This is a genomic window from Mesorhizobium sp. B2-3-4 (genome assembly GCF_006442315.1).
GTDB lineage: Bacteria > Pseudomonadota > Alphaproteobacteria > Rhizobiales > Rhizobiaceae > Mesorhizobium.
Window position 1 is genome coordinate 1 of record NZ_VFVY01000032.1, and the last position, 26,143, is coordinate 26,143.

The 26,143-nt window shown below is 64.5% G+C and carries 26 protein-coding genes and 1 pseudogene; 10 read left to right on the forward strand and 17 right to left on the reverse strand.

Annotated elements, in window-relative coordinates; translation table 11 throughout:
* Nucleotides 1–152, forward strand: a pseudogene (locus FJ967_RS33865) (IS110 family transposase); the annotation flags it as partial.
* Nucleotides 153–414: 262 nt separating this feature from the next.
* On the opposite strand, the gene FJ967_RS31630 reads toward FJ967_RS33865, so the two are convergent.
* The 5 genes from FJ967_RS31630 to mnmE all read right to left on the reverse strand — a co-directional run bounded on the left by FJ967_RS31630 (nucleotide 415) and on the right by mnmE (nucleotide 6,360).
* Entirely contained in the window at nucleotides 415–1,299 is an 885-nt protein-coding gene (locus FJ967_RS31630; protein ID WP_140736242.1) for a ParB/RepB/Spo0J family partition protein, read from the reverse strand.
* A 67-nt stretch (nucleotides 1,300–1,366) separates the two neighbouring features.
* Nucleotides 1,367–2,167 carry a ParA family protein gene (locus FJ967_RS31635; protein WP_140736243.1) on the reverse strand — a complete coding sequence of 267 codons (801 nt, stop codon included), beginning with the start codon at nucleotides 2,165–2,167 and terminating at the stop codon, nucleotides 1,367–1,369.
* A gap of 55 nt (nucleotides 2,168–2,222) precedes the next feature.
* Nucleotides 2,223–2,855, reverse strand: a complete 633-nt coding sequence (rsmG, locus tag FJ967_RS31640; protein WP_140736244.1) for a 16S rRNA (guanine(527)-N(7))-methyltransferase RsmG — start codon at nucleotides 2,853–2,855, stop codon at nucleotides 2,223–2,225.
* The gene (gene mnmG / locus FJ967_RS31645) at nucleotides 2,852–4,723 is read right to left on the reverse strand and encodes a tRNA uridine-5-carboxymethylaminomethyl(34) synthesis enzyme MnmG (protein ID WP_140736245.1); all 1,872 of its coding nucleotides are present in this window, start codon (nucleotides 4,721–4,723) and stop codon (nucleotides 2,852–2,854) included. Before mnmG ends, rsmG begins: the two co-directional genes overlap by 4 nt.
* A 305-nt stretch (nucleotides 4,724–5,028) precedes the next feature.
* Entirely contained in the window at nucleotides 5,029–6,360 is a 1,332-nt protein-coding gene (gene mnmE / locus FJ967_RS31650; protein WP_140736246.1) for a tRNA uridine-5-carboxymethylaminomethyl(34) synthesis GTPase MnmE, read from the reverse strand.
* A gap of 78 nt (nucleotides 6,361–6,438) precedes the next feature.
* On the opposite strand from mnmE, the gene FJ967_RS31655 reads away from it, so the two are divergent.
* Nucleotides 6,439–8,466, forward strand: a complete 2,028-nt coding sequence (locus tag FJ967_RS31655; protein ID WP_246675459.1) for a thioredoxin domain-containing protein — start codon at nucleotides 6,439–6,441, stop codon at nucleotides 8,464–8,466.
* Nucleotides 8,467–8,563: 97 nt separating this feature from the next.
* Here FJ967_RS31655 and rho read toward each other — a convergent pair whose 3' ends face one another.
* The 3 genes from rho to hemE form a co-directional block, all read right to left on the reverse strand.
* Nucleotides 8,564–9,829, reverse strand: coding sequence for a transcription termination factor Rho (gene rho / locus FJ967_RS31660; protein ID WP_140736247.1), 1,266 nt, complete (start codon nucleotides 9,827–9,829; stop codon nucleotides 8,564–8,566).
* Nucleotides 9,830–9,994: 165 nt separating this feature from the next.
* On the reverse strand, nucleotides 9,995–10,543 hold the full coding sequence (gene hemJ, locus FJ967_RS31665; protein WP_140736248.1) for a protoporphyrinogen oxidase HemJ: 549 nt from the start codon (nucleotides 10,541–10,543) through the stop codon (nucleotides 9,995–9,997).
* A complete protein-coding gene (hemE, locus tag FJ967_RS31670) occupies nucleotides 10,543–11,571 on the reverse strand; it encodes a uroporphyrinogen decarboxylase (RefSeq protein WP_140736249.1) in 1,029 nt (342 codons plus the stop codon). Before hemE ends, hemJ begins: the two co-directional genes overlap by 1 nt.
* Before the next feature lie 404 nt (nucleotides 11,572–11,975).
* Between hemE and FJ967_RS31675 the strand changes: the two genes are divergently transcribed.
* The 5 genes from FJ967_RS31675 to dnaQ all read left to right on the forward strand — a co-directional run bounded on the left by FJ967_RS31675 (nucleotide 11,976) and on the right by dnaQ (nucleotide 15,687).
* Nucleotides 11,976–12,797 (forward strand): pyruvate, water dikinase regulatory protein, encoded by an 822-nt coding sequence (locus FJ967_RS31675; protein ID WP_140736250.1) that lies wholly within the window; start codon nucleotides 11,976–11,978, stop codon nucleotides 12,795–12,797.
* An 11-nt stretch (nucleotides 12,798–12,808) separates the two neighbouring features.
* Nucleotides 12,809–13,408 carry a Maf-like protein gene (locus FJ967_RS31680; protein ID WP_140736251.1) on the forward strand — a complete coding sequence of 200 codons (600 nt, stop codon included), beginning with the start codon at nucleotides 12,809–12,811 and terminating at the stop codon, nucleotides 13,406–13,408.
* Entirely contained in the window at nucleotides 13,401–14,258 is an 858-nt protein-coding gene (locus FJ967_RS31685) for a shikimate dehydrogenase (protein WP_140736252.1), read from the forward strand. Before FJ967_RS31680 ends, FJ967_RS31685 begins: the two co-directional genes overlap by 8 nt.
* Nucleotides 14,255–14,836 (forward strand): dephospho-CoA kinase, encoded by a 582-nt coding sequence (gene coaE / locus FJ967_RS31690; protein WP_140736253.1) that lies wholly within the window; start codon nucleotides 14,255–14,257, stop codon nucleotides 14,834–14,836. The genes FJ967_RS31685 and coaE overlap by 4 nt, the downstream gene beginning before the upstream one ends.
* Nucleotides 14,837–14,958: 122 nt before the next feature.
* Nucleotides 14,959–15,687, forward strand: coding sequence for a DNA polymerase III subunit epsilon (gene dnaQ / locus FJ967_RS31695; protein ID WP_140736254.1), 729 nt, complete (start codon nucleotides 14,959–14,961; stop codon nucleotides 15,685–15,687).
* A gap of 9 nt (nucleotides 15,688–15,696) precedes the next feature.
* Here the strand turns inward: dnaQ and FJ967_RS31700 are convergent, their stop codons facing one another.
* The 8 genes from FJ967_RS31700 to FJ967_RS31740 form a co-directional block, all read right to left on the reverse strand.
* Complete coding sequence (locus FJ967_RS31700; protein ID WP_140736255.1) at nucleotides 15,697–16,647, reverse strand: alpha/beta hydrolase; 951 nt, start codon at nucleotides 16,645–16,647, stop codon at nucleotides 15,697–15,699.
* Nucleotides 16,648–16,665: 18 nt separating this feature from the next.
* On the reverse strand, nucleotides 16,666–17,346 hold the full coding sequence (locus FJ967_RS31705; protein WP_140736256.1) for an isochorismatase family protein: 681 nt from the start codon (nucleotides 17,344–17,346) through the stop codon (nucleotides 16,666–16,668).
* 64 nt (nucleotides 17,347–17,410) lie between these two features.
* Nucleotides 17,411–18,715, reverse strand: a complete 1,305-nt coding sequence (locus FJ967_RS31710; RefSeq protein WP_140736257.1) for a Xaa-Pro peptidase family protein — start codon at nucleotides 18,713–18,715, stop codon at nucleotides 17,411–17,413.
* A 131-nt stretch (nucleotides 18,716–18,846) separates the two neighbouring features.
* Entirely contained in the window at nucleotides 18,847–19,077 is a 231-nt protein-coding gene (locus FJ967_RS31715; RefSeq protein WP_140736258.1) for a hypothetical protein, read from the reverse strand.
* A gap of 289 nt (nucleotides 19,078–19,366) precedes the next feature.
* Nucleotides 19,367–20,335, reverse strand: a complete 969-nt coding sequence (locus tag FJ967_RS31725; protein WP_140736259.1) for a GlxA family transcriptional regulator — start codon at nucleotides 20,333–20,335, stop codon at nucleotides 19,367–19,369.
* 125 nt (nucleotides 20,336–20,460) lie between these two features.
* A complete protein-coding gene (locus FJ967_RS31730) occupies nucleotides 20,461–21,642 on the reverse strand; it encodes a PLP-dependent aspartate aminotransferase family protein (protein ID WP_140736260.1) in 1,182 nt (393 codons plus the stop codon).
* Nucleotides 21,639–23,063 carry a pyridoxal-phosphate dependent enzyme gene (locus tag FJ967_RS31735; RefSeq protein WP_140736261.1) on the reverse strand — a complete coding sequence of 475 codons (1,425 nt, stop codon included), beginning with the start codon at nucleotides 23,061–23,063 and terminating at the stop codon, nucleotides 21,639–21,641. The genes FJ967_RS31730 and FJ967_RS31735 overlap by 4 nt, the downstream gene beginning before the upstream one ends.
* 245 nt (nucleotides 23,064–23,308) lie before the next feature.
* A complete protein-coding gene (locus FJ967_RS31740) occupies nucleotides 23,309–23,707 on the reverse strand; it encodes a RidA family protein (RefSeq protein ID WP_140736262.1) in 399 nt (132 codons plus the stop codon).
* A gap of 161 nt (nucleotides 23,708–23,868) precedes the next feature.
* Between FJ967_RS31740 and FJ967_RS31745 the strand changes: the two genes are divergently transcribed.
* Together FJ967_RS31745 and FJ967_RS31750 are read left to right on the forward strand one after the other, a co-directional pair.
* The gene (locus FJ967_RS31745; RefSeq protein ID WP_140736263.1) at nucleotides 23,869–24,201 is read left to right on the forward strand and encodes a hypothetical protein; all 333 of its coding nucleotides are present in this window, start codon (nucleotides 23,869–23,871) and stop codon (nucleotides 24,199–24,201) included.
* Nucleotides 24,198–24,845, forward strand: coding sequence for a cysteine hydrolase (locus tag FJ967_RS31750; RefSeq protein WP_140736264.1), 648 nt, complete (start codon nucleotides 24,198–24,200; stop codon nucleotides 24,843–24,845). Before FJ967_RS31745 ends, FJ967_RS31750 begins: the two co-directional genes overlap by 4 nt.
* 13 nt (nucleotides 24,846–24,858) lie before the next feature.
* Here FJ967_RS31750 and FJ967_RS31755 read toward each other — a convergent pair whose 3' ends face one another.
* Nucleotides 24,859–25,212, reverse strand: coding sequence for a helix-turn-helix domain-containing protein (locus tag FJ967_RS31755; protein WP_140736265.1), 354 nt, complete (start codon nucleotides 25,210–25,212; stop codon nucleotides 24,859–24,861).
* 109 nt (nucleotides 25,213–25,321) lie between these two features.
* Between FJ967_RS31755 and FJ967_RS31760 the strand changes: the two genes are divergently transcribed.
* Nucleotides 25,322–26,092, forward strand: coding sequence for a type 1 glutamine amidotransferase domain-containing protein (locus tag FJ967_RS31760; RefSeq protein WP_140736266.1), 771 nt, complete (start codon nucleotides 25,322–25,324; stop codon nucleotides 26,090–26,092).
* Nucleotides 26,093–26,143: the final 51 nt, after the last annotated feature.

Sequence of the window (26,143 nt, forward strand, 5' to 3'; positions counted from 1 at the left end):
GGTACGATCCTCATCTGCACGCTTTCGCCGAACGGTTGCAAAAGGCTGGCAAAACCAAAATGGTCATTCGCATGGCGTTGGCCCGAAAACTCCTAGTCATCCTCAATGCGAAAGCACGCGATGCGCGCGTGGAGTTCGCAAATGCAACTTGACACCAAAGATAGTCGCTCATTGCCCTGCCGGGCATTTCTCCCCGTGGAACGGGAGAAAGACGCTGGCTGCGACGCCGGCGCCTGTCATTCAACCTTGGCGATTGACGAAATCATCCGCGACGGCGCCGTCACTGTACGGGCTGCCGGCAGGCAGTTGAGGTGCAACGCAAACCGTTGACTATAAAGGAGATTCTCTCGTGAATCAGATAGCCGCGCCGGCGCCAGGGACGCAGCCGCATCAGAATAGTTGTCCGGCTAAATATCAGTCCTGTTTTAGCCGCCTGCAGAGCTCGTCGAGCTGCTCCAGCGAGCGATAAGCGATGCGCAGCGTCCCGCCCTTGCCCTTGTGGTCGACCGTCACGATCATGCCGGTCGTATCGGTGAGCAGCTTCTCCAGCGCCAGCGTGTCGGCGTCCTTCTGCTCGGCAGCCGCTGCCGGCTTGGCTTCCTTGGCGGGACTGCCGGCCGGCATCTGCGCCAGCGCTTCGGCCTGGCGCACGGAAAGGCCTTCCTCGACGATGCGCTTGGCAAGGCCGGCCGGATCCTCCGCCGTCACCAGCGTGCGGGCATGGCCGGCCGACAGCGCACCGTCGACCAGCATGTCGCGGATCACGTCGGGCAGCTTCAAAAGTCTCAACGTGTTGGCGACATGGCTGCGGCTCTTGCCGATCACCTGGCCGAGATCGGCCTGGGTATAGCCATGGTCGTCGATGAGCTGCTGATAGCCCTGCGCCTCTTCGACCGGATTGAGGTCGGCGCGCTGGACGTTCTCGATGATCGCCAGCTCCAGCGCCGTGCGGTCGTTGACATCGCGGATGATGACCGGGATCTCGGTGAGCCCGGCACGCTGCGCCGCGCGCCAGCGCCGCTCACCGGCGATGATCTCGTAGCGGCCGGCCTGGGTGGGCGATGGCCGCGCCACCACCGGCTGGACGACGCCATGTTCGCGGATCGACTGGGCAAGATCAGTCAGTTCGGCATCGCCGAAATGCCGGCGCGGATTCTTCGGATTGGCGCTGATGAACTCGATCGGCACCTTGCCGTCGGCGCTCATGCCGGGCTTTTCCGGTGCCGCCGGCCGGTCGATCTCGCCGATCAAAGCTGCCAGCCCGCGACCCAGTCTTTTCCTCGAGAGATCTTCGTTCATTTCTATTCCACGTCTATTTCGAATCGTTTCGGTATCGAATCGGCGGTTAAATATGCATCAGCCCTAATCAAGCGGCGCGCAATTTACGCTCGCGGCGGATCACTTCTGAGGCCAGCTGCAGATAGGCCTGGCTACCCGAGCATTTCAAATCGTAGAGGATCGCCGGCTTGCCGTAGGAAGGCGCTTCCGACACCCGCACATTGCGCGGGATGATGGTTTCGTAGACCTTGTCGCCCATGTGCTGGCGCACATCCTGCACCACCTGGTTGGCAAGGTTGTTGCGGCCGTCATACATGGTCAGGACGATGCCCTGGATGGTGAGATCCGGATTGATGGAGCGGCGCACCTGCTCGACGGTTTCGAGCAGCTGACTGAGACCTTCCAGCGCGAAGAACTCACATTGCAGTGGAACCAGAACGGAATCGGCTGCCGCCATTGAATTCAAAGTCAAAAGATTGAGCGAGGGCGGGCAATCGATCAGCACATAGCCGAAGGGTGCCCCGCGTTCGGTGGCGGCACGCAGTGCATTGCGCAGCTTGAGCACCCTGTCGGGCGCCGAGGCGATCTCCATTTCGATACCGAGCAGGTCGAGCGTCGACGGCACGATCGAAAGACCCGGCACGGCCGTCGGAACCGCGGCCGCCTCGAGGTCTAGCTCGCCGGTCAGCACGTCATAGGACGAGACTGTCCGGTCCTTGCGGTCGATGCCGAGGCCGGTGCTTGCATTGCCTTGCGGGTCGAGGTCGACGATCAGCACTTTTTCGCCGATCGCCGCCAGCGCCGTCGCCAGGTTGATGGCGGTGGTCGTCTTGCCGACGCCGCCTTTCTGGTTGGCTACGGTGATGATGCGGGGGCCGTTTTTGATCATGGGTTTATGCCAGAAATTCATTTTTGGGGTCGCCAAAGGTCTGACGGGGCGAAGATCAGACGGATCGCAGATCAGACAGTTCAAGGATGACGCCGCTGGCGTCGGTCACGCTTGGATGTTCTACCAGATCGAAGGTCCAGCGGTTAACGCTTTCTTGCACTTCGGCGCGATAATCCCGACCTTTGTGGAACAGAGCGCGCGCGCCTGCGCTCAGCCACGGCGCCGACAGGTCGAGAAGGACCGAAAGGGGCGCCAACGCCCGTGCCGTGACGATTTGCGGTGTCGAAACAAACGCATGGCTATCCTCGATGCGCCGCGCCACCACCCGTGCCGGCAGGCCGAACTGGCCGATGACGGTCTGCAGGAACGAGGCTTTCTTGCGGTTGCTTTCGACCAGATCGATGCTTGCCGCCGGACGTTCGGTGAGCAGGAAGGCCATGACCAGCCCGGGAAATCCGCCGCCCGAGCCGATATCGACCCACTGCCTGGCATCGGGCTCTATCCGCGCCAGCTGCGCGCTGTCCAGGATGTGGCGCTGCCAGACATCGCCCGAAGTCGATTGCGCCACCAGATTGATGCTGCGGTTCCATTTCTGGAACATCGCGTCGAACGCCACCAGGCGATCGAATGTTTCACGTGAAACCGGGCCGGCGGCGTCCCGCAGGCTCTCCAGGGAAAGAGAGCTCACGCAACGTTCCTCTGCGCGCCCTCATGGTGGCGGACATGCGCGACGATGATCGCCAGCGCCGCCGGCGTCATCCCTTCCATGCGCTGCGCATCGGCGATGGAACGTGGCCGCCTCGCCTGCATTTTCTGCTTCAACTCGTTGGACAGCCCGGGCACGCCACCAAAATCGACCGTCTCGGGGATCAGCCGGCTCTCCTCATGCCGTATCTGCGCCACATCCGTGCTCTGGCGGTCGAGATAGACTGAATATTTCGCTTCCGTTTCGAGTCGCTCGGCAGTCTTGGCATCGATATCGTGAAATCTTGGTTCGATCCCGGCCAGCCAGCCCACGTCGACGCCGGGATAGGCGAGCAATTCGAAACCGGACCGGCGCACGCCGTCGCGGTTGATCTCCAGGCCGTGCCGCGCCGCCTCGTTTGGCGTCATGGTCAGCGAAAGCGCCAGTTGGCGGGCATCGTCGAGCCGCCGCATCACATCCCCATAGCGCTGTGTGCGCCGCGGCGAGGTAATCCCAAGCCTGTCGGCCAGTGGCGTCAGCCGCTCGTCGGCATTGTCGGCGCGCAGCGACAGCCGGAATTCGGCCCGCGAGGTGAACATCCGGTAGGGCTCGGCAATGCCGCGGCTGGTCAGGTCATCGACCATCACGCCGATATAGGCCTCGGTCCGGCTGAGCACGACCTGCTCCCCGCCTGAAGCGCGTCTCGCCGCGTTGAGCCCGGCGAGCAGCCCCTGGCCGGCAGCCTCTTCATAGCCGGTCGTGCCGTTGATCTGCCCGGCGAGAAAAAGCCCGGCGACGCGCCTTGTCTCCAGCGTCTGATGGAGTTCACGCGGATCGACGTGGTCATATTCGATGGCATAGCCGGGCTGCAGCATGGCGGCGCGCTCCAGCCCGGGGATGGTCTTCAGGATATCGAGCTGGACGTCCTCCGGCAGCGATGTCGAAATGCCGTTGGGATAGACGGTATGGTCGTCTAGCCCTTCCGGCTCGAGAAAGATCTGGTGCCCGTCGCGGTCGCCGAACTTGACGATCTTGTCCTCGATCGACGGGCAGTAGCGTGGCCCGACGCCCTCGATCGAGCCGGAATACATGGCCGAGCGTCCAAGATTTGACCTGATGAGCTCGTGAGTGGCGGTGGTCGTGCGCGTAATGCCGCAGTCGATCTGCGGCGTCGTGATGCGGTCGGTCAATAGCGAGAAGGGGACCGGATCGGCGTCCGCCGCCTGGCTTTCCAGCGACGCCCAGTCGATCGTCCGTCCATCCAGCCGTGGCGGCGTGCCCGTCTTGAGCCGGCCGAGCTTGAAGCCGGCGCGGTTCATCGTCGCCGACAACCCCATGCTGGCCTTCTCGTTCATGCGCCCGGCGACCATCTTCTTCTCACCGATATGGATCAGCCCGCGCAGGAAGGTGCCGGTCGTCAGCACCACGGCGCCGCAGGCAAGCCGGCGGCCGTCCGCCAGCAGAACCGCCGCGATCCGGCCGTCGGCAATCTCGAAATCGAGCACTTCACCCTCGACCACGTCGAGATCGTTCTGCTGCCGAATCGCTTCCTGCATGGCAAGGCGATAGAGCTTCCTGTCGGCCTGCGTGCGCGGACCGCGCACCGCCGGTCCCTTGCGGCGGTTGAGCAGGCGGAACTGGATGCCGGCGGCGTCCGCAACGCGACCCATCAGGCCGTCCATGGCATCGATCTCGCGCACCAGGTGCCCCTTGCCGAGCCCGCCGATCGCCGGATTACACGACATCACGCCGATCGTGTCGAAGCGCAGCGTCACCAGCGCGGTTCTGGCGCCGGCGCGTGCGGCCGCACTGGCCGCCTCGCAACCCGCATGGCCGCCGCCCACCACAACCACATCATAGTGATCGGTCATTTCAGGATCCCAGATTGAGAAGTTGCGGGAGACATGTCCCCCGGAGCGGACGCTGTCAAGATGCAGGTCGTTTCACGTGAAACAACAGAGCTGTGTCATCCGTCGTCCTCCTGGGCTTCACCTGGTACCAGAGCCACGCACTGTGGTTTCTCGGAGACCCTGCCGGTCCGACCATGTCGCGTCGATAGATCCTTGGGCTCAGGGAAGACGATCTGGTCTGAGTGGCGCAGCTGTGGACAGTCGCCGAGAACCTCGGTGTTTCACGTGAGTCACTTAGCTCTTGGCGACTGCCTGTTTCACGTGAATCACTTTCCAATGCAGAACTGCGAAAAAATCACATCCAGCATATCCTCGACATCGATGGCGCCGACAATCCGACCCAGGCGATCCGCCGCAAGCCGCAATTCCTCGGCACGCAACTCCTGGCCCGCGGCCTCGCCCTCCGTCGCGCGGACCAAATGCTGGTTCGCCGCGGCCAGCAATTCGACGTGGCGCAGGCGCGATGGCAAGACATCGCCGACAACGCCGGCAGCGTCCGCGGCCAGCCGTTCGATCCGCGCGAGCAGCGCGTCTAAGCCGGTCCCATCATTCACCGAGATGACAAAGTCGTAGCGGCCATCGATCTCGTGGCCAATCCGGCCGTCCAGCAGATCCGTCTTGGTCCCGACGCGCAAGGCGGGTGTGGTCATCGCCGGCAAATCGGTCTCCTGCGGGTCCGTCAGGTCCCGCAGCAACAGGAGAAGATCGGCACGCCCGGCCTTGGCGCGCGCCTTTTCGATGCCGATCGCCTCGACCTTGCCGGGCGCCTCGCGCAAACCGGCCGTGTCCGTCAGCCTGACGCGCAGACCGCCAAGATCCAGGACCAGCTCAAGCAAATCCCGCGTCGTGCCCGGCTCATCCGTCACAATGGCCGCGTCCCGCCGCGCCAGCGCGTTGAACAGGCTCGACTTGCCGGCATTGGGCGCGCCGAGGATCACCACCTCAAAACCGTCGCGGATGATCTCCGCCGCGTGGAACCCGGCGACATGGTGCTCGATCTCCGAGATCATCGACCGCACGTCAGACCAGACCGTATCCGAAACGGATCCCGGCACATCATCCTCATCGGCGAAATCGATCTCGGCCTCGATCATGGCCCGCGCATGGATCAGCCGGCGCCGCCAGCGCTGATAGAGTTCACTTTGCGCGCCCTCGGCATTCTGGACAGCAAAACGCCGCTGCGCTTCGGTCTCGGCATTGACCAGATCCGCCAGCGCCTCGGTCTCGACCAGGTCGAGCTTGCCATTGAGAAAGGCGCGGCGCGTGAATTCTCCGGGTTCCGCGTGCCTGATGCCGTCAAATCCGGCAATTGTTTCCAGCATCCTCGCCACCACGGCGCGCCCGCCATGAACATGAAACTCTGCGACATCCTCACCCGTGAAGCTGGCCGGACCGGGGAAGAAGACGACCAGTCCGGTGTCGAGCACCGTCCCATCCGCCGCCTTGAACTTGCGCAGAACCGCGGCCCGCTCCTTAACCATGCCGCAAACAATCGTTTCGATCACGAATCGAGTCTTGGGGCCGGACAGGCGCAGCACCGCGACGCCGGCTGGAAGCCGGCCGCTCGACAGCGCCACGATCGAATCGCCTGAAATCATTTGCCCGCTCTACCGAACCGCCCTAGCTTCCGCCTCATCACCGACCCCGGACCGCCCCGAAACCAGTTGCCCCGAAAGATGGCCATTGTGACATTGCCCGCGCAAAACCTGCTTGCCGACGAGGCCAGCCCCTATCTGCAGCAACACAGCGGCAATCCCGTGCATTGGCGGGGATGGTCGCCGGCCTCGCTCGAGGAAGCAAAGGCGCTGGACAAGCCCATCCTGCTTTCCGTCGGCTATGCCGCCTGCCACTGGTGCCACGTCATGGCCCATGAAAGCTTCGAGAACGCCGACGTCGCCGCCGTCATGAACCGTCTGTTCGTCAATATCAAGGTCGACCGCGAGGAGCGTCCCGACATCGACCAGATCTATATGGCGGCCTTGTCCTCCATGGGCGAGCAAGGCGGCTGGCCGCTGACCATGTTCATGACGCCGGACGGCAAGCCGTTCTGGGGCGGCACCTATTTCCCGCGCGAGCCGCGTTATGGCCGCCCGGGCTTCATCCAGGTGATGGAGGCGGTCGACAAGGCCTGGCGCGAGAAGCGGGCGAGCCTGCACCAGAGCGCCGACGGCTTGACCTCGCATGTCGAGGCACGGCTCTCGGCCACCCATGCCAAGGCGCTTCTCGATCGCGACACGCTGTCCGATCTCGCCGGCCGCATCGCCGGCATGATCGACCGCGACCGCGGCGGCCTGGCCGGCGCACCGAAATTCCCCAACGCGCCGTTCATGCTCACGCTCTGGCTGTCCTGGCTGCGCGACGGCAACGCCGCGCATCGCGACGACGTTCTCATCAGCCTCGAACATATGCTGGCCGGCGGCATCTACGATCACATTGGCGGCGGGCTCAGCCGCTATTCGACCGACGCCGAATGGCTGGTGCCGCATTTCGAGAAGATGCTTTACGACAACGCCCAGCTCATCCGCTTCTGCAACTGGGGCCATGCCGCGACCGGCAATGATTTGTTCCGGGTACGAATCGAAGACACGGTGGCCTGGCTGCTGCGCGAGATGCGCGTTGACGGGGGCGCCTTTGCCGCCAGCCTCGACGCCGACAGCGATGGCGAGGAGGGACTGTTCTACACCTGGACCAGGCAGGAGGTCGAAGCCGTACTGGGCGACGATTCAGCGTTGTTTTTCAAATACTTCACGCTTTCCAGCCCGCCCGGCTGGGAAGGCAAGCCGGTGATCCACCAGACGCTTGCCCGGCAAGGGATCGGGATTTCCGACCGCGACCGGCTGAGCCCGCTGAAGGCAAGGCTTCTCGCTGTCCGGGAGGAGCGCGTCAGGCCGGGCCTCGATGCCAAGACCCTCACCGACTGGAACGGCCTTGTCATAGCCGCGCTCGCCGAGGCCGGCCGCTCGCTGGCCCGGCCCGACTGGATCGAGGCGGCCGCAAAGGCCTTCGCCCATATCGACGCGGCAAGCCGGGACGGTCGTCTGCCGCATTCCATGCTCGGCGCCAGGAAACTGTTTCCGGCTCTGTCGAGCGACTATGCCGCCATGATCAACGCGGCGATCTCGCTGTTCGAAGCCACTGGCGACTGGACCTATGTCGACCGGGCCGGCCAGTTTCTCGAACAGCTCGACCATTGGCACGCCGACGCGGACGGCACGGGTTATTACCTGACCGCCTCGGACAGCACCGATGTGCCGATCCGCATCAGGGGCGATGTAGACGAGGCCATTCCGTCCGCCAGCAGCCAGATCATCGAGGCGATGCTGCGGCTTGCTTTCCTCACCGGCAATCTCGGCCTGCAGGAGAAAGCCTGGAGGACCGCCGAGCATGCCGCCGGCCGCGCCGCGCACCAGGCCTATGGCCAGACCGGCATCGTCAATGCCTGCGCGCTCGCCATCGAGCCGCTGAAGCTGGTCATCGTGGATGATCTGGACGACGCGAAGCTCGTTCCGGTCGCGAATCGAAATCCCGATCCGCGCCGTGTGGATATTGTCGTGCCGATCGGTACGGCGGCGAATCGACCGTTGCTGCCCGGCGGGATCCTGCCGCCGACCAACCGGCCGGGAGCCTGGCTGTGCACCGGACAGCTTTGCCTGCCGGCGGTGGCGGACGCGGGCGAACTCGACCGTCTGCTGCGTCGGCAATAGCCTCGAATTCGCCGACCCGGACGCAGGCAACAAAAAACCCCACCCCGGTTTCCCGGAGCGGGGTTCTGAAGGCGGTCCGGAAGATCCGGACAAACCCTTACGTGTTCATCGAATCGAAGAAATCGCCATTGGTCTTGGTCTGCTTCAGCTTGTCGATCAGGAACTCGATCGCGTCGGTGGTTCCCATCGGCGCCAGGATGCGGCGCAGCACGAAGATCTTCTGCAGATCCTGGCGCGATACCAGCAGGTCCTCCTTGCGGGTGCCCGACTTCAGGATGTCGATGGCCGGATAGATGCGCTTATCGGCGACCTTGCGGTCGAGCTGGATTTCGCAGTTGCCGGTGCCCTTGAACTCTTCGAAGATGACTTCGTCCATGCGGCTGCCGGTATCGATCAGCGCGGTCGCGATGATGGTCAGCGAGCCGCCTTCCTCGATGTTGCGGGCGGCGCCGAAGAAGCGCTTCGGACGCTGCAGCGCGTTGGCGTCGACACCGCCGGTCAGCACCTTGCCCGATGACGGCACGACGGTGTTGTAGGCGCGGCCGAGGCGGGTGATCGAATCGAGCAGGATGACGACATCGCGGCCATGCTCGACCAGGCGCTTGGCCTTCTCGATGACCATTTCGGCGACCTGCACGTGGCGCACCGCCGGCTCGTCGAAGGTCGAGGAGATAACCTCGCCTTTGACCGAGCGCTGCATATCGGTCACTTCCTCGGGACGCTCGTCGATCAGAAGCACGATCAGGTAGCATTCCGGATGATTGGCCGTGATCGAATGCGCGATGTTCTGCAAAAGCACCGTCTTACCGGTGCGCGGCTGCGCGTTGATCAAGGCGCGCTGCCCCTTGCCGATCGGCGCCACTAGGTCGATGACGCGCGGCGAGATGTCCTTGCTGGTCGGATTGTCGACCTCCATCTTCAGCCGCGAGGTCGGATAGAGCGGCGTCAGATTGTCGAAATGGATCTTGTGGCGGATCTTTTCGGGGTCGTCGAAATTGATCGTGTTGACCTTGAGCAGCGCGAAATAGCGCTCGCCCTCTTTCGGGCTGCGGATCGGCCCTTCGACCGTATCGCCGGTCTTCAGCGAAAAGCGCCGGATCTGCGACGGCGAGATGTAGATGTCGTCGGGACCTGGCAGATAATTGGCATTGGCGGAGCGCAGGAAGCCGAAACCGTCCTGCAGCACCTCGACCACGCCGTCGCCGATGATTTCGACGTCCTGGGCGGCAAGCTTCTTCAGGATCGCGAACATCAACTCCTGCTTGCGCATGACGCTGGCGTTCTCGACCTCGAGCGATTCGGCATAGGCGATCAGCTCTGGGGGCTTCTTGTTCTTGAACTCGGTGAGTTTCATTTCTTGCATTAGATAGACTCTGGGTAGGCTTTGGGGAAAAAATCGGCGGGATGCGACAAATGCCGGGCGCGGCCGAAAGCAATGACGGGCGGCGCATGACGGGAAGGAAGACCCGTCTTGTATCGTCGGTCGGCTGAAAGAGCAAGCCGCCTTTTGACGGGGTCTGACGAAGCCTCAGAAGGGCTTCACCACGACGAGGATCACGATTGCGATCATCAGCAATGTGGGGATCTCGTTGACGATCCGCCAGTGCCTTGCCGGTTTTTCGTTGCGATCCTCGGCGAATTTGCGCACCGCGCCGGCGAGATAGCCATGAATGCCCGACAAAACCAGCACCAGGGCGATCTTGGTGTGCAGCCACCCGCCCTGGAAGGCGAATATCTTCCAGGCCAGCCAAAGCCCGAACACCCAGGTCAGGATCATCGCCGGATTGATGATGCCGCGCAGCAGCCGGCGCTCCATCACCTTGAAGGTCTCCGACTGCACGGAGCCCTTCTGCGCATCCGCGTGATAGACGAACAGCCGCGGCAGATAGAGCATGCCGGCCATCCAGGAGATGACCGCGAGAATATGGATCGCCTTAGCCCAGGGATAGAAATCGGCCGGCGCAAGGAAAAACAAAAGCGCGGTGAGGACGACCAGCACGGCTATGCCGACCACCATGCGCTTCATCGCCTGGCCGGTGCTGTTGGCGTTGCCGCCGCCATTGTCTGACTGGGCCATCAGCGTGCCGCGCTCCTCACCTGTTTCACCATCGCCTCGACATGCGCCACCGGCGTCTCCGGCGTGATGCCATGGCCGAGATTGAAGATCAGCGGTCCATCTCCCAGCGCTTTCAGGATCGCCCCGACGCCGTCGGCCAGCGCCTGGCCACCAGCCACCAGCCGCAGCGGGTCCAGATTGCCCTGGACCGCGCCTTGCCGCTGCAACGCCTTCGCCGTCTCCAGCGGCACCGTCCAGTCGATACCGAGCCCCGTCACGCCGGTCTTTTGACGGTAGCTCTCGTAGCGCGCGCCGGCGCCCTTGGGAAAACCGATCACCGGCACGTCGGGATGAACAGCCCGGACTTGCCTGACGATCTCAGCCACCGGCTCGACGCAGAAGGCCTCGAACGAGGCATCGTCGAGCACGCCCGACCAGGAATCGAATATCTGCACGACATCGGCGCCGGCCTCGATCTGCCTGATGAGGTAGGCCGCCGAATGATCGGCCAGCACCTTCAGGAGACGTTTGAACGCCGGCGGCTCGCGATAGGAAAACAGCCGCGCCGGCGCCTGGTCCGATGTGCCGTGGCCGGCAATCATATAGGTCGCCACCGTCCACGGTGCGCCGCAAAAGCCGATCAGCGTGGTTTCGTCGGGCAGTTTCGCCCGCAGCCGGCGCACCGCCTCGTAGACCGGTTCGAGATTCACGTGAAACATATCGCCTTCGAGAGCCGCGATCTCGGGCGCCGAAATCGGCGTCAACAGCGGCCCCCTGCCTTCCTCGAAGCGCACGTCACGGCCCAGCGCATGGGGAACGACAAGGATGTCCGAGAACAAGATCGAGGCGTCGAAGCCGAAGCGCTCAATCGGCTGCATCGTCACTTCCACGGCAAGGTCGGGATTGTAGCAGAGGTCGAGGAACGAACCGGCGCGCTTTCGCGTTTCACGATACTCCGGCAGGTAGCGTCCGGCCTGGCGCATCATCCAGAGCGGAGGAGGAAAGTGAGCCTTGCCCTTCAGGACATCCAGCATCATCCGTCTTGGCATCGAGCGCTCGCCTCTCCCGGCTTCCCTTTAATCAAATATCTTATTTTAGAAGAGTCTTCTGATTCTAAGAGTCTGTTGGTTGTGGTGGTTGTCACCTGTCCCGCTTTGGCCGCCAAAACACCAGCAAGCATATTGTCGCGCATTCCCGGTCGCGGTTTGCGGCGTTCTGGGGACAATCAGGAATCTCGCTGGGGAGTCAATGCGCTAGATCGGGTGCCCTGAAGAGGTCTCCTGTGGACGGATGAAAGGCAAAATCCTTCGTCCCCGGATTTGTCCCCAGCCGTCCGATGAAGCTGACAGCACATCGAATTGTGGACAAACCGGCATCTGATACAGTCGCCTTCGGCCGGCAGGCCCGCCTGTCCAACCTTATCCACATCCGCCCACAGCCCCAGGTGACCCCTGTGAACAAACCCCAGAGCTTCTTCCACCTGCATCTGATTTCCGACGCCACCGGCGAAACCCTGCTCGCCGCCGGCCGCGCCGCGTCGGCGCAGTACAAGGATGCGCGCGCCATCGAACACATCTACCCGCTGATCCGCACCGAAAAGCAGATCGCCAAGGTGTTCGAGGACATAGAGGAGGAGCCGGGCATCATCCTCTATACGGTCGTCGACCAGAAGCTGGCGCGCGGCATCGACGAGCGCTGCGCGGCCATGGGCCTGCCCTGCGTGTCGGTGCTGGAGCCGGTGCTGACCGTCTTCCAGTCCTATCTCGGCACGCCGGCCGGCCGCCGCGTCGGCGCCCAGCATGTGCTCGACGCTGAATATTTCCGGCGCATCGACGCGCTCAACTTCACCATGGAGCATGATGACGGCCAGCTACCGGCCAATATGGACGATGCCGACATCGTGCTGATCGGCATTTCGCGGACGTCGAAGACGCCGACCAGCATCTATCTCGCCAACCGCGGCCACAAGACCGCCAATATCCCGATCGTGCTCGGCGTGCCGGTGCCCGAGAGCCTGGTCAACGCCCGGACGCCGCTGATCGTCGGGCTGATCGCCACCGCCGAGCGCATCTCGCATGTGCGCCAGAACCGCATCCTTGGCAATTCGAGCAGCTACGTGCCGACCGATTATGTCGACCGCGCCGCCATCAACGAGGAACTCGCCTATGCCCGCCAGATCTGCACCAGGCATGGCTGGCCGATGATCGACGTCAGCCGCCGCTCGATCGAGGAGACGGCGGCTGCCATCGTTGCCCTGCGGGGAAAGACACGGTAGGCAGACGAGACATGACCGAAAAAATAATCCTTGCCTCCGGCAGCCCCTTCCGCAAGGCGATGCTGGAAAATGCCGGCATTGCCATCGAAGCCGTTCCCGCCACGCTCGATGAGCGCGCGCTGGAGGCGCCGTTGCAGGACAGCGGCGCCTCGCCCGAGGATGTCGCGCTGGTGCTGGCCGAGGCCAAGGCGACCGAAGTCAGCGAGCGCCGGCCGGGCGCCCTGGTGCTCGGCTGCGACCAGACGCTGTCGCTCGGCGACGAGGTGTTCCACAAGCCGGCCGACATGGAAGGCGCGCGCCGCCACCTCCTGGCGCTGTCGGGCAAGACGCATCAATTGAACAGCGCCGCCGTGCTGGTGCGCGACGGCAAGGTGCTGTGGCGCCATGTCGGCATCGCCTCCATGACCATGCGCAAGCTCGACCCGGCCTTCATCGGCCGCCATCTTGCCCGCGTTGGCGCCAAGGCGCTGTCGAGCGTCGGCGCCTATCAGGTCGAGGGCGAAGGCATCCAGCTCTTCGAAAAGATCGAAGGCGACCATTTCACCATTGTCGGCCTGCCGCTGCTGCCGCTGCTGGTGGAACTGCGCGCCCTGGGAGCCATCGATGGCTGAAGCCTCCAGGAAAGCATTTGTCACGGGCCATCCGATAAAACATTCGCGCTCGCCGATGATCCACGGCCACTGGCTGGCCGAACATGGCATCGACGGCAGCTATCAGGCGATCGATGTCGCGCCCGGGGATTTCGCCGATTTCCTTTCGAGCCTGCGCGTCAATGGCTATCGCGGCGGCAATGTCACCATCCCGCACAAGGAGGCCGCCTTCGCGAAGGTCGCGCGCCGCGACCACGCGGCGGACGAGATCGGCGCCGTCAACACGCTCTGGCTCGAGGACGGCACCTTGTGGGGCGGCAATACCGACGGCCACGGCTTTGCCGCCAATCTCGACGATTACGCGCCGGGCTGGGCCTCCAATGGTGCGGCCGTGGTGCTGGGTGCCGGCGGTGCGTCCCGCGCCGTCATCCACGCGCTGAAGACGCGCGGCCTCAAGGACATCCGCATCGTCAACCGCACGCTCGCCCGGGCCGTCGAGTTGCGTGACCGCTTCGGTGCCGGTGTTTCGGCGCATGAAGCGGGCGCCACCGCCGAACTGCTGGGCGACGCCGGCCTGCTCGTCAACACCACCGCGCTCGGCATGCTGGGCAATGAGGGCCTGCCCGCCGACCCCGCGCTGCTGCCCGGCCATGCCGTGGTCAACGACATCGTCTATGTGCCGCTCGAAACCCCCCTGCTCGCCGCCGCGCGGGCACGCGGGCTGAAGGCGGTCGACGGGCTCGGCATGCTGCTCAACCAGGCGGTGCCGGGTTTCGAGCGCTGGTTCGGCGTCAGGCCGAAGGTGACGCCGGAGCTGCGCGCGCTCATCGTTGCCGATCTGGTTCCCCAGTCTCGGGTGACCAGGCCATGATCGTGCTTGGCCTCACCGGCTCGATCGGTATGGGCAAGTCGACGACGGCAAAAATGTTCGCCGAGGCCGGCGTGCCGGTACACGATTCCGACGAGACAGTGCACCGCCTCTATGCCGGCAAGGCGGCCCCCCTGGTCGAGGCCGCCTTTCCCGGCACCACCGCCGGCGGCGTGGTCGACCGGGCAAAGCTTGGCGCCCGTGTGCTGGGCGATGCCGCCGCCTTGAAGCAGCTGGAAGCCATCATCCATCCGCTGGTGCGTGCCGATGCCGACGCCTTCCTGGCCAGGCATCGTAACGCCGGCGAATCGATAGCGGTGCTCGACATTCCGCTGCTGTTCGAAACCGGCGGCCGCGGCCGGGTCGACAAAATCGTCGTCGTCTCCGCGCCGGCCGAAATCCAGCGCCAGCGCGTGCTGGCGCGGCCGGGCATGAGCGAGGAAAAACTGGCCTCGATCCTGGCCAAGCAGGTACCGGACGCCGAAAAACGCCGGCTGGCGGATTTCGTCGTCGACACTGGCCAGGGGCTGGAGGCGGCGCGCGCTCAGGTCGATGCGATCATTGCCGAGCTGACCGGCTAGGCAAGCCACGGATATGTATTGAATGTCGGCGCAAACCTGTAGTGATTGCCCTGCTCGGCGTCGTTTCCCATTGCCATTTTGTTCCGCTCTCGTGATTCTGCGTATCAGGAGCACCTGATTCGATGCGTGAGATCATTTTCGATACGGAAACCACCGGCCTCGATGCGCGCGACGACCGCGTGATCGAGCTTGGCGGCGTCGAGCTGGTCAATCGCTTCCCGACCGGCAGGACCTTCCATCACTATATCAACCCGCAAGGCCGCGCGATCCATGCCGAGGCGCAGGCGGTGCACGGCATCAGCGCGGCCGACCTCGCGGGCAAGCCGAGTTTCGCCGAGATCGCCGAGGAATGGCTGCGGTTCACCGACGGCGCCAAGCTGATCGCGCACAATGCCACCTTCGATATCGGCTTCCTCAATGTCGAATTCGGCCGGCTCGGCCACCCGCCCGTCGACAACGGGCTTGTCGTCGACACGCTGGCGCTGGCGCGACGCAAGCATCCGATGGGCCCGAATTCGCTCGACGCGCTGTGCCGGCGCTACGGCATCGACAACACCAAGCGCACCAAGCACGGCGCCCTGCTCGATTCCGAATTGCTGGCCGAGGTCTATATCGAGCTGATCGGCGGCAAGCAGGCGGCGCTCATCCTGGACAGCGCCACCGCGCCGGCCCGGGGCGGCGAGAATGTCCGCCAGATCGAAATCATCGTCGCCGAGCGCCCGGCGCCGTTGCGGCCACGGCTGACGGAAGCGGAGCGCGCGGCGCATGCCACCATGGTCGCCACGCTCGGCGAAAAGGCGCTCTGGCTGAAAGCAACGTCGTCCGAGGCAAGCGCCGCGACGGCTTCGTAATCCGGATCCTCAGTACGGCCACTCACCCCGGCCCAGCGCGGCCACCACAGAGATGATGCGCGCGAAAGCGTCCGCCGCGGCGGGTACCGTCGTGCGGGCGCGCAGGAAACTGTGCACCAGGCGCGGCTCCTCGTGCCACCAGGCCCTGCCGCCGGCCTCCACTATATGGTCGCGATAGGCCTCGCCGTCCGACGACAGCGGGTCGCATTCGGCCGTCACGATCACGGTCGGCGGCAGGCCGGAAAAATCGGTGTCGCGCAATGGCGAGAAGGTCGGATCGTCGGGCGATTGCCGCCTTGCCGACCTGACGTCGCGGTAGAAGGCGATGTCGCCCGTCGACAGCAGCGGCGCATCGGCATGTTCGAGATAGGAGCCCATGGCCTCTTTGCCGCCGAGGCCGGGATAGATCAGCACCTGGCCGATGGCGGCACGCGGATGATGGCGCGTGGCCTGCGCCACCGCTGCCGCCAGATTGCCGCCGGCGCTTTCGCCGCACAATACCAGCGGCAGGTCGCTGCTTGCCGCCGCCCATTCGAAAGCGGCCATGGCGTCGTCGAAGCCGGCGGGGTGGAGGTGCTCCGGCGCCAGCCGGTAGTCGACCGACAAGACGTCGAAGCCGGTGCCGGCGCAGAGCTCGGCGCAGATGTCGTCATGGCTCTCGAGCCCGCCGAGGATGAAACCGCCGCCATGGAAATAGAGCACCGTCGCGAGCGGCACCGTATCGGCGAGCCGGTAGCGGCGGACCGGGATGCCATGCTTCTTCGAACTGACCATCAGGTCGCTGGCCTTGACCCCGGGCGGACGGCCCTGGTGGAAGGCGCGGCACATCCGGTCATAGACCGCGCGCTGCCTGTCGATCGGCTGCGCTGATATCTGTGGCGGATACCAGGCGTTGACGCTGTCGATATAGGCCCAGAGAACCGGATCGAGCCGTGGTCCGTATTTGCCGCGGTCGCTCATCTCAGTCCAACGGGCACGTCAAAGCTCGGCATAAAGACGGGCGGCATTTTCAAAGCTGAAGCGCAGCGGCACCGAGCCCTCGACCTGCCAGACGCTGACGGTCTCGCCGGCCAGCAGCCGGCAGGCGCCGTCCGTGTCGGTGACGGCGCCGCCATAGAGGCGGTTGGCAAGGTTGAGGATGCCTGTCTGGTGCATGGCCGCGCTGCCGCTGCCGCAGGCATCCTTGACCAGGAGCACGCGAAAGCCCTTGGCCACCGCGTCCTTGACCGAGGCGTCGATGCAGGCCTCGGTCCAGACGCCGGATATGACAAGCCATTCGATGCCGGAAGCCTTGAGCCGGTCGGCGGCCGGGCCGGTGCGCAAGGCGCTCGCCTCGGCCTTGATCAGCAGCGCCTCGTCCTCGGCCGGCGCCACTTCGCGGCAGATTTCGGTGAGCGGATCGCTCTTGTCGGAAAAGGCCGACTTGCCGTCCTCGCCCACCGGATGAAAGGGACGGTCCTGATTGTCGAGATCGACGATATAGGCCCAGTGATGGAGCGGCACATGGTTGCGCCGCGCCGCCGCCTGTATCAGCTGGACGTTTGCCAGGATCGTTTCGTAACCCTCGACGAGGTAGCGCGGATCCTGCCGATGCTCCTCCTGCAGGTCGATGAAGACAGCGGCGACTGTGCCGCGCTTGATGGCGATGGGAGTTTTCATGCGGATGGGCCTGGGTTCGCACTCAGCGTTCCGTTCAGCGGGCTGGCGAGGCGTGCAAAGGCAATCAACCCCGCCCCTCCAGAAACTCGTCCTCATAAGGAAACCGCGAAAGCAGCTCCGTGCCGGTCTCGGTGATCAGGATCTCGTCCTCCAGCTTGACGCCCTCGCGGCCGCCCTTTTCGCCGATATAGCTTTCCACGCTCACCACCATGCCTGGCACGATATGGCCGTCGCGGCCATAGGTCTCGTAATCCATGGCATGCGCGATGAACGGCGTCTCGCCATGCATGCCGACGCCATGCATCACCGATGTATAGCGCTGGTCGACGAAACGGTCCGGGATTTTCCACGCCTTCTCGGCGATCTCGCGAAAGGCCATGCCGGGCTTGACGATCGAGATGTTGTGCTGAACCTGGTCGTGCGCCATGCGGTAGAGCGATTTCTGGTAAGCGGTGGGCTTGCCCGGACCGCAGCGGAAGGTGCGGGAAAAATCCGAGTAGTAGCCGTAGCAGCCGATCGTGTCGGTATCGAGCGCCAGGAGTTCGCCCGGCCGGATCTTGCGGCCGCTGGCTTCGTTGAACCAGGGATTGGTGCGCTGGCCGGAGGTCAAGAGCCGCGTCTCGATGAATTCGCCGCCCTGGCGGATGACCTCGCCATACATCAGCGCGAACAGCTCGTTTTCGGAGACGCCGGGCTTGATCGCCTCGCGCACGGCGTAGACGGCCGCCTCGGCGCCGGCCATCGACGCCATCAGGCATTTGACCTCCTCCGGCGTCTTCACCGCGCGCACCGCCAGGATCTCGCCCTGGCAATCGCGCACCTCGCAGCCGCGCTTTTCCAGCGCCAGCGCCTGCAGATGGCTGCAGCGGTCTAGGCCGAGCTTCATCGAACCGCCGCCATGTTTTTTCAACAGCTCGGCGATCTCGTCGGCGAAGGGCCCGGCGGTTTCGTCGTCGCGGCCCGAAACCGACGACCAGACGAGCTTGGAAGGACGCGCCTCGTCGATCGTGTCGAGCACCATGGAGACATGGTAGCTCTGCGGATATTCGAACAGCACGATCGGGCCGTCGGTCGGGATGAAGAAATAACGCGTCGAGTTGCGCAGGAAATAGCCGAACATGTTGCGCGAGCCGGTGGCGTAGCGCTGGTTGTAGGGGTCGAACAGCACCACGCCGCCATAACCCGCCTCGCGCATCCAGCCGCGCAGCTTGGCCAGCCGGCCCTTGCGCAGCGCATCGGCATCGATGAAGGACGGCTCGGTATCCGACAGCCACATGCCGCCGGCCGGGTCCGTCGCCACGGGGTGGCGCATGCGGTCCTTGAAGTCGACGTCCTCGGTGCTGTCGGGGTCGAATACGACGATGCTCATGGGGGATTGGCCTTGGGTCGGTTGCAAGGCCAGACCATGGCGCAGGCGGTGGCGAAGGATTGTGCGGAAAACCGCGTTTGTTGTGCGGGATGCCGCTGGGCAGATCAAGACGAGCCACGCCTTGCAAGCGACTAGCCGTCCAATCTTCTTTTAGCCAATTCGACCTGATAGGCGCTTCGCGGATGTCGTCTGCGCCGCCAGAAGTTGAGAAATGTGATCAGCGTCAAGTATCCAATCACTGCAAGTACGCCCCAGAGAATCCCGAACATGCTGATCGGGACAGCAATCAAAAAACCAACCACGGCCGCGACGTAATATAAGACTGATGCCCAGACATATTTCCCCATCTGAGAGTTGCTCATGCCTTGAACTCCGTCAGCCGCCTCTGCCCAACATCACATAGGGATGTTGAAATAATCGTGCCAGCGTTGTGCGGAATGCCGCTGGGGAAATAAGAGAGGCAGGCGCGAGGCGCCCCTCTCTGTCCTGCCGGACATCTCCCCCTCAAGGGGGGAGATTAGCAGCTTGCCCGCCACGCCTTCTTTTCGACTTCGGAGATTGGCGAAAGCGGTGGTGACATCGATCTCCCCCCTTGAGGGGGAGATGCCCGGCAGGGCAGAGAGGGGCGATGCCCCGCCAGAGTCCAAAAACCTAATGCCGCCTCGCCTGCTTCGGTGCGTGCCCGTGCTCTTCCCGGAACGCCCGGGCAAAGCTCGACATCGAGGCAAAGCCGCAGGCCAGCGCGACGTCGCGCACGGCGAGCGTCGAGTGGGCCAGGAGATCGGCGGCACGTTTCAAACGCAGGCGCCGGTAGTAGCCGTTGGGCGAGATGTCGAGTTCGGAGCGGAAGGAGCGCTCGAGCTTGTCGGAGGAGACGCCGAGCCGCGCGGTGAGTTCGGCCATCCCCAGCCTTTCCTCGACCGCGTCCTCCATGATGGCGATGGCCGACAGGACCAGTTCGTTCTGGACGCCGGTGCGCAATCTCAGCGGCATCAGCTTGCGGTCGACGCTCGATCGCAACTGGCTGTGCACGAACCATTCGGCGACGCCTGCGGCAAGTTCGGCGCCATAGTCGCGGGTGATGATCTCCAGCATCATGTCGAGGCTGCCGACGCCACCGGCCGAAGTGAAGCGCTTGCGGTCGATGACATAGAGGTCGCGCCTGAGCTCGATCGCCGGGAAGGCCTCGGTGAAAGCGGCCTGGCTGGTCCAGTGCAAGGTGCAGGCATGGCCGTCGAGGAGGCCCGCGCGGGCGAGGAAGAACGCCGCATCCGCCACCGCGCCGATATGCGCGCCGCCGCGCAGGCTGCGGCGGATCCAGCTCGCGGCGCCCTCGGCGACGAGATGATCGGCGTCGCCGCCCGAGCAGACGACGATCCGGTCGACCTTGGGCGCGGCCTCTGCGTAAAAGCCCGGCTGGATGACGACGCCGTTGGAAGCCTCGACCGGACCCTGGGTCGCCCCGACGATGATCCAGCGATAGCATTCCCTCTTCGCCAGGATGTTGGCGGCGCGCAGCGGCTCGATCACCGAACTGAACGCCATCATCGGAAAGCCGGGAAAGACCAGCACCGCGAAGGTAAGGGTCTCGACGGGCTTTTGAGGTTCGCGGGTCGCCATGGGGCGCCATAGTTCGGGCGAATGGCGCGCGAGGTCAACCAGGGGTGATGACGGATCACTTTATCATGAGATGTCGGCGGCGCTGGCTTTGGAGATTGGCTCGTGCCGGCAGAAGCGCCGTCCATTCACCCCGCCAGCGCCTGCTCCAGATCCGCAATCAGATCATCGCCATCCTCGATCCCCGCCGACAACCTTACCAGCGAATCCGAAATGCCGATCTCCTCGCGCTTTTCCGCCGGGATCGAACCGTGCGTCATCAGAGCGGGGTGTTCGATCAGGCTTTCCACCCCGCCGAGACTCTCGGCCAGCGTGAACAGTTGCGTGCGTTCAAGGAAGCGCTTCGTTCCGGCGAGGTCGCGGTCGAGCACGACTGATATCATGCCGCCGAAAGCGTGCATCTGCTGCACCGCGATCGAGTGCTGAGGATGACTGGCGAGGCCGGGATAGATGACACGGCGCACACCCTTTCGCGCTTCCAGCCACTGCGCGATTTTCAGGCCGTTGGTGGAATGGCGCTCCATGCGCAATGCCAGCGTCTTCAAACCGCGCAGGGCGAGAAAACTGTCGAAAGGGCCTGAGATGGCGCCGATGGCGTTCTGCAGGAATTTCAGCTGGGCGGCGAGATCCTTGTTGTCGCCGACGACTGCGACGCCACCGACCATGTCGGAATGGCCGTTGAGATATTTGGTCGTTGAATGGACCACGATGTCGATGCCGAGTTCCAGCGGCCGCTGGATATAGGGGCTGCAGAACGTGTTGTCGGCGACCGAGAGAATGCCCTTGCGTTTGGCCAATGCCGCGACGCCCTCGAGGTCGACGATGCGCAGCAACGGATTGGTCGGCGTCTCGACCCACAGCATTCTGGTCTCCGGCCGGATCGCGGCCTCGACCGCCGCGAGGTCGGTGAAGTCGACGAAGGAGACCTGCAGACCGGCCGAGCGCTTGCGCACCCGCTCCATCAGCCGGAAGGAGCCGCCATAGATGTCGTCGGTGGCGACGATATGCGCGCCGGTATCGAGCAGGTCGAGCACCGTGGCGATCGACGCAAGGCCGGAGGCGAAGGCAAAGGCGGCGCTGCCGCTTTCCAGGTCTGCCACGGCGCGTTCGAAGGCGAAGCGCGTCGGGTTCTGGCTGCGCGCATATTCGAACCCCTTGTGCACGCCGGGCGACTGCTGGCCGTAGGTCGAGGTGGCGTAGATCGGCACCATCACGGCGCCGGTCAGCGGATCGTGGCTCTGGCCGCCATGGATGGTGCGGGTGGAAAAGGCCAGGCGGTTCTTGCCCGATTGCGGTCTGGCTGTGGTCATCGTGCGCGCCTCAGATGGTTGATCAGGTCGATGCGGGTGATCAGGCCGACGAACTCGTCGCCGTCGAAGATGATGGCGACCTCGTTGCGGTCGAACACTGGCAAAAGCGCGTCCAGCGTCTGGCTGGCCTGCAGCGTGTGCAGGTTGGACGTCATCGCGGAGCGCACCGGGCCGTTGAAACGGTCCCAACGCCCGTCATAGGGGCCGTCGACCTTGGCCAGAATATCGCTTTCGTCGACGATGCCGACCAGCCTGCCCTGGTCCAGCACCGGCAGTTGCGAGACATCGGAGCGGCGCATGCGGCCATAGGCGTTGAGCAGGCTTTCGTCCGGGCCGACGAAAACGGTGTCGCCAGTGCGGTGCGAGCGCATCACGAGGTCGCGCAGGTCGCCATGCTGTTCGTGCTCGGCCAGCCCCTGCTCGGCCAGCCAGAAATCGTCGAACACTTTCGACAAATATTTGTTGCCGCTGTCGCAGACGAAGGTGACGACGCGCTTGGGCGTCGTCTGTTCGCGGCAATAGCGCAGTGCGGCCGACAAAAGCGTGCCCGACGACGAGCCGGCCAGTATGCCTTCCCTGGACAGGAGATCGCGCACCGCCAGCATGCTCTGCTTGTCGGATATCGAGTAGGCCTTCTTCACCAGCGCCAGATCGGCATTGGGCGGCACGAAATCCTCGCCGATGCCTTCCACCGTCCAGCTTCCCGCCTCCTCCATCTTGCCGGTCTTGATCAGCGGCGCCAGCACCGAGCCGACCGGATCGGCCAGCACCATCTCGGTCTTCGGCGAATGTTTCGCGAAATAGCGGCCGAGCCCGGTCAGCGTGCCGCCCGAGCCGACACCGACCACCACCGCGTCGACGTCGCCGTCGAGCTGCGCGAGGATTTCCGGGCCGGTCGTCGTTTCATGGGCGAGCGGATTGGCCGGGTTGGCGAACTGGTTGGCGTAGAAGGCGCCAGGCACCTCCGCCGCGATCTTCTCCGCCATGTCCTGATAGTATTCGGCATGACCCTTGCCGACATCGGATCGCGTCATGCGCACCTCGGCGCCGAGCGCGCGCAGATGCTGGATCTTCTCGCGCGACATCTTGTCGGGCACGACGAGGATGATGCGGTAGCCCTTGGGGATGCCGACCTGGGCAAGGCCGAGGCCCGTATTGCCGGCGGTCGCCTCGACGATGGTGCCGCCGGGCTTCAGCCTGCCTTCCTTCTCGGCCGCCGCGATCATCGACAGCGCGATGCGGTCCTTGATCGAGCCGCCGGGATTCTGGCTTTCGAGCTTGATGAACAGCCGGCATTTCCCGGTGTCGAACTTGGTCAGCTCGACGATCGGAGTCTGGCCGATCAGGTCGAGGACGGAACCGTAGGGCGGGCGCAGGCGGGACGATTGGCTGTCCGGGGCCGCGGTCTGTGGGTTGCTCATGTCGGATGCTCCATGGAAGCAGTCGTCCCGGCGCGCGGCCAGTCTATCCTGATTCTGTGCGCGGTCCGCACCGCAATCCATTCCGGCTTCGCGGACCTGTCGTCTTTTCCAGCCGTTTGCGTCGGGAAAGAAGATAGATCGTGCCAATCAACCGGCCAGTCGGGGAATGGAATTTCGCGAGGGCCAATAATGGGTCTCAATTTCGGAAGCCGGCGGCCGTAGAGCACACACGCCAAGATAATCACTCAGGCAACAGCCGCCAAACCTTCGATCTCGATGAGGAAATCCGGATGGCCGAGGCCTGCCACGCGCAGCGCCTTGATGATGGGCGGCGGGGCGCGGTTGCCCCAGAATGCCATCCAGGCGCCGAAGCCTGGAGCGATGTCCTGGTCGCCGACAATATAGACCGACAGGCTGACCAGCTCCTCGACCTTCGCACCCCCGGCTTCCAGCACCATCGCCAGATTGGCCAGCGCTTGCGTCGTCTGCGCCGCTAGATCGCCCTTGCCGACGATCTGTCCTTGCGCGTCGACGCCGTTCTGGCCGCCGACCAGCACGAGGCGCGCGCAGGCCGGCAGCGCCACGCCTTGCGAATAGGCGGGATTGGCATGCATGCCTCCAGGGTTCAGCCTTTCGATGCTCACTTGTCTTCCTCCCTTCGGCGCCGATCGCCGTGACCGCTGGCAAAGAGGCCCAATGATGCGGCCCGATCAACGAACCATCTCGTTCGTTGCCGCCGCCAATTTCATCATGCTAGCCGAAGAGGAGCGGGCCGCGATCCATTTTCCGAGGCAAGGAAATGCCGATGAAGATCATCGCCTATGACAATTTCAAGCCCGGCGTCACGCTCGACGATCTGAAACCCTATCTGCGCGACGAGGTCTCGAACGTATGGCGGCTCTGGAAAGCCGGCATCGTGCGCGAGAACTATGCCCGCGCCGATGTCGGCGGCGTCATCATCGTCTTCGAGCTCGACGGCGTCGAGGAAGCCCGGCGTTACACCGATGATTTTCCGCTGTCGAAGGCCGGGCTGCTGGAATGGCATTTCCTTGCATTCGACCCGGCTCCCCTGCCGCTCGAATATCTGTTCGATCGCACCGTCGATATCGCCCAGCCCTGGGACCGGACCGCGGCATGATCCGGTCGCGCGAAGGCATCGAGATTGCGACCAGCCTGGCCGAGTGGTGCGATGCCGGACGCATGGCGCTGGTGGTCTACGACATGCAGGTCGGCATCTGCCGCCAGGTCGCAGGCTCCGCCGATATCGTCGAGCGCACCGGGCTGGTGCTGGAAGCGGCGCGCTCAGCCGGCATGCGGGTGGCCTTCACGCGCCATCTGTCGCTGCCGCGCAAATGGATGGGCGCCACGCAATTGCGCACCGCCATGGCCTGGCAGCGGCGCGACGATCCCGATGCGGTGCAGCCCTGGTTCCCGCGCGGCGCCGAGGCGGCGCGCATCGTGCCGGAGCTGGAGCCGAGGCCGGACGAGGCGGTGTTCGACAAGCTCACAATGTCGGCTTTCGATTCGACCTCGCTCGGCTTTGCGCTGCGCGACTGCGGCGTCGGCGCCGTGGCGCTCGCCGGCATCGCCATGGAGATCGGCATCGAGCCGACCGTCCGCCAGGCGACCGACAATGGCTTCGTCGCCGTCGTGATCGAGGATGCCTGCGGCTTCGGCAACCGCGAGGCGCGCGACCGCTCGATGGCGACGCTTCGCTTCCTTGGCGAGGCCGTCATCACCGACGTCGATGGTTTTCGCGATGCGCTCGCCGCTGCCGCCTGAGCCGAGCGGCTTGTCAGGCGGCCGCCTCGATGTCGGTGCGGAAGCGCACGCCCTCGGCGCGGCCATGCACGCTGCCCCAGTCGTAGAGCGCCTGGAGCGCGGCGGCGATGTCGTGGCCGCGTCCGGTCAAGGCGTAGCGGCCCTTGCCGTCGGACGAGGTTTCGAGCACGACGAAACCGATCTCGACCAGATCGGCCAGGCGCTGGGTCAGCATCTTGTCGGAGAGCGACGGGATCAGCCGGCGCAGTTCCGAATAGCGCATCGGCCCTTGCTTGATCCGCGCCAGGATCACCGTCTTCCATTTGCCGCCGAGCGCATCGAGCGCGAACTCGACCGGACAGCCGTAAAGTCTACCGCGTTGCGTCATGCCGCCATCCTAGGCAAGGCCGCCCGGCGGCGAAAGCCGAATCTGCCCGGCCATATGGCCAGATTGCAGGATCCGATCCTGTCGTCGACAGTCTCATGAAGGAGCCAGGATGAGTGTCAGGGATGCCAATCCGGTCAACGCCTGCAATCCGAAGCGCGTGGCGATCGTCATCGCCAACCCGGCTGTCTCGACCACGACCGGCTGGCCGGTCGGCTTCTGGTGGAGCGAGCTGACCCATCCCTGGTTCGCCTTCACCGAACGCGGCTACGAGGTCGAAATCTTCTCGCCCGAGGGCGGCGGATGCGAGGCCGATGCGCTGAGCGACCCACGCGACCCCTCGGGCTATTCCGAAACCGATCTCATTTCGCTCGGCTTCATCTCCAGCCCGAAGCTGGCGGCCCTGGTCGCCGACACGCGGCCAGTGTCGGAGATCGATGTCGGGCGCTTCGACGCCATCGTCGTCGCCGGCGGCCAGGCGCCGATGTTCACTTACGAGTACGCGACCGGCCTGCAGCGGACCTTCGTCGCCTTCCATGAGGCCGGCAAGGTGGCGGCCGCACTTTGCCACGGCACCGCGATCCTTCGATATGCCCGGCGCGCCGACGGCTCGCTGCTCGCGGCCGGCAAGACGGTCACCGGCTTTGCCAATGCGGAAGAGGATTTCGCCGACAATGCGACCTGGGCGATGGGCGCGCTGGAGCGCGGCAGGCATCTGATGCCGTGGCGCATCGAGGACGAATTGAAGGCGCTCGGCGCCAACTATGTCCAGGCGGGATTGTGGCGCGGCTTTGCCGTGCGCGACGGCAACCTCATCACCGGCCAGCGGAATTTCTCCGGCGCCGAGACCGCGCGCGCCGTCTGCGAGGCGCTGGGCGGCTGAAACCGGCGCTGGATCAATTCCAGGAAAAGTGTGGGCGGTTTTCCCGGGACA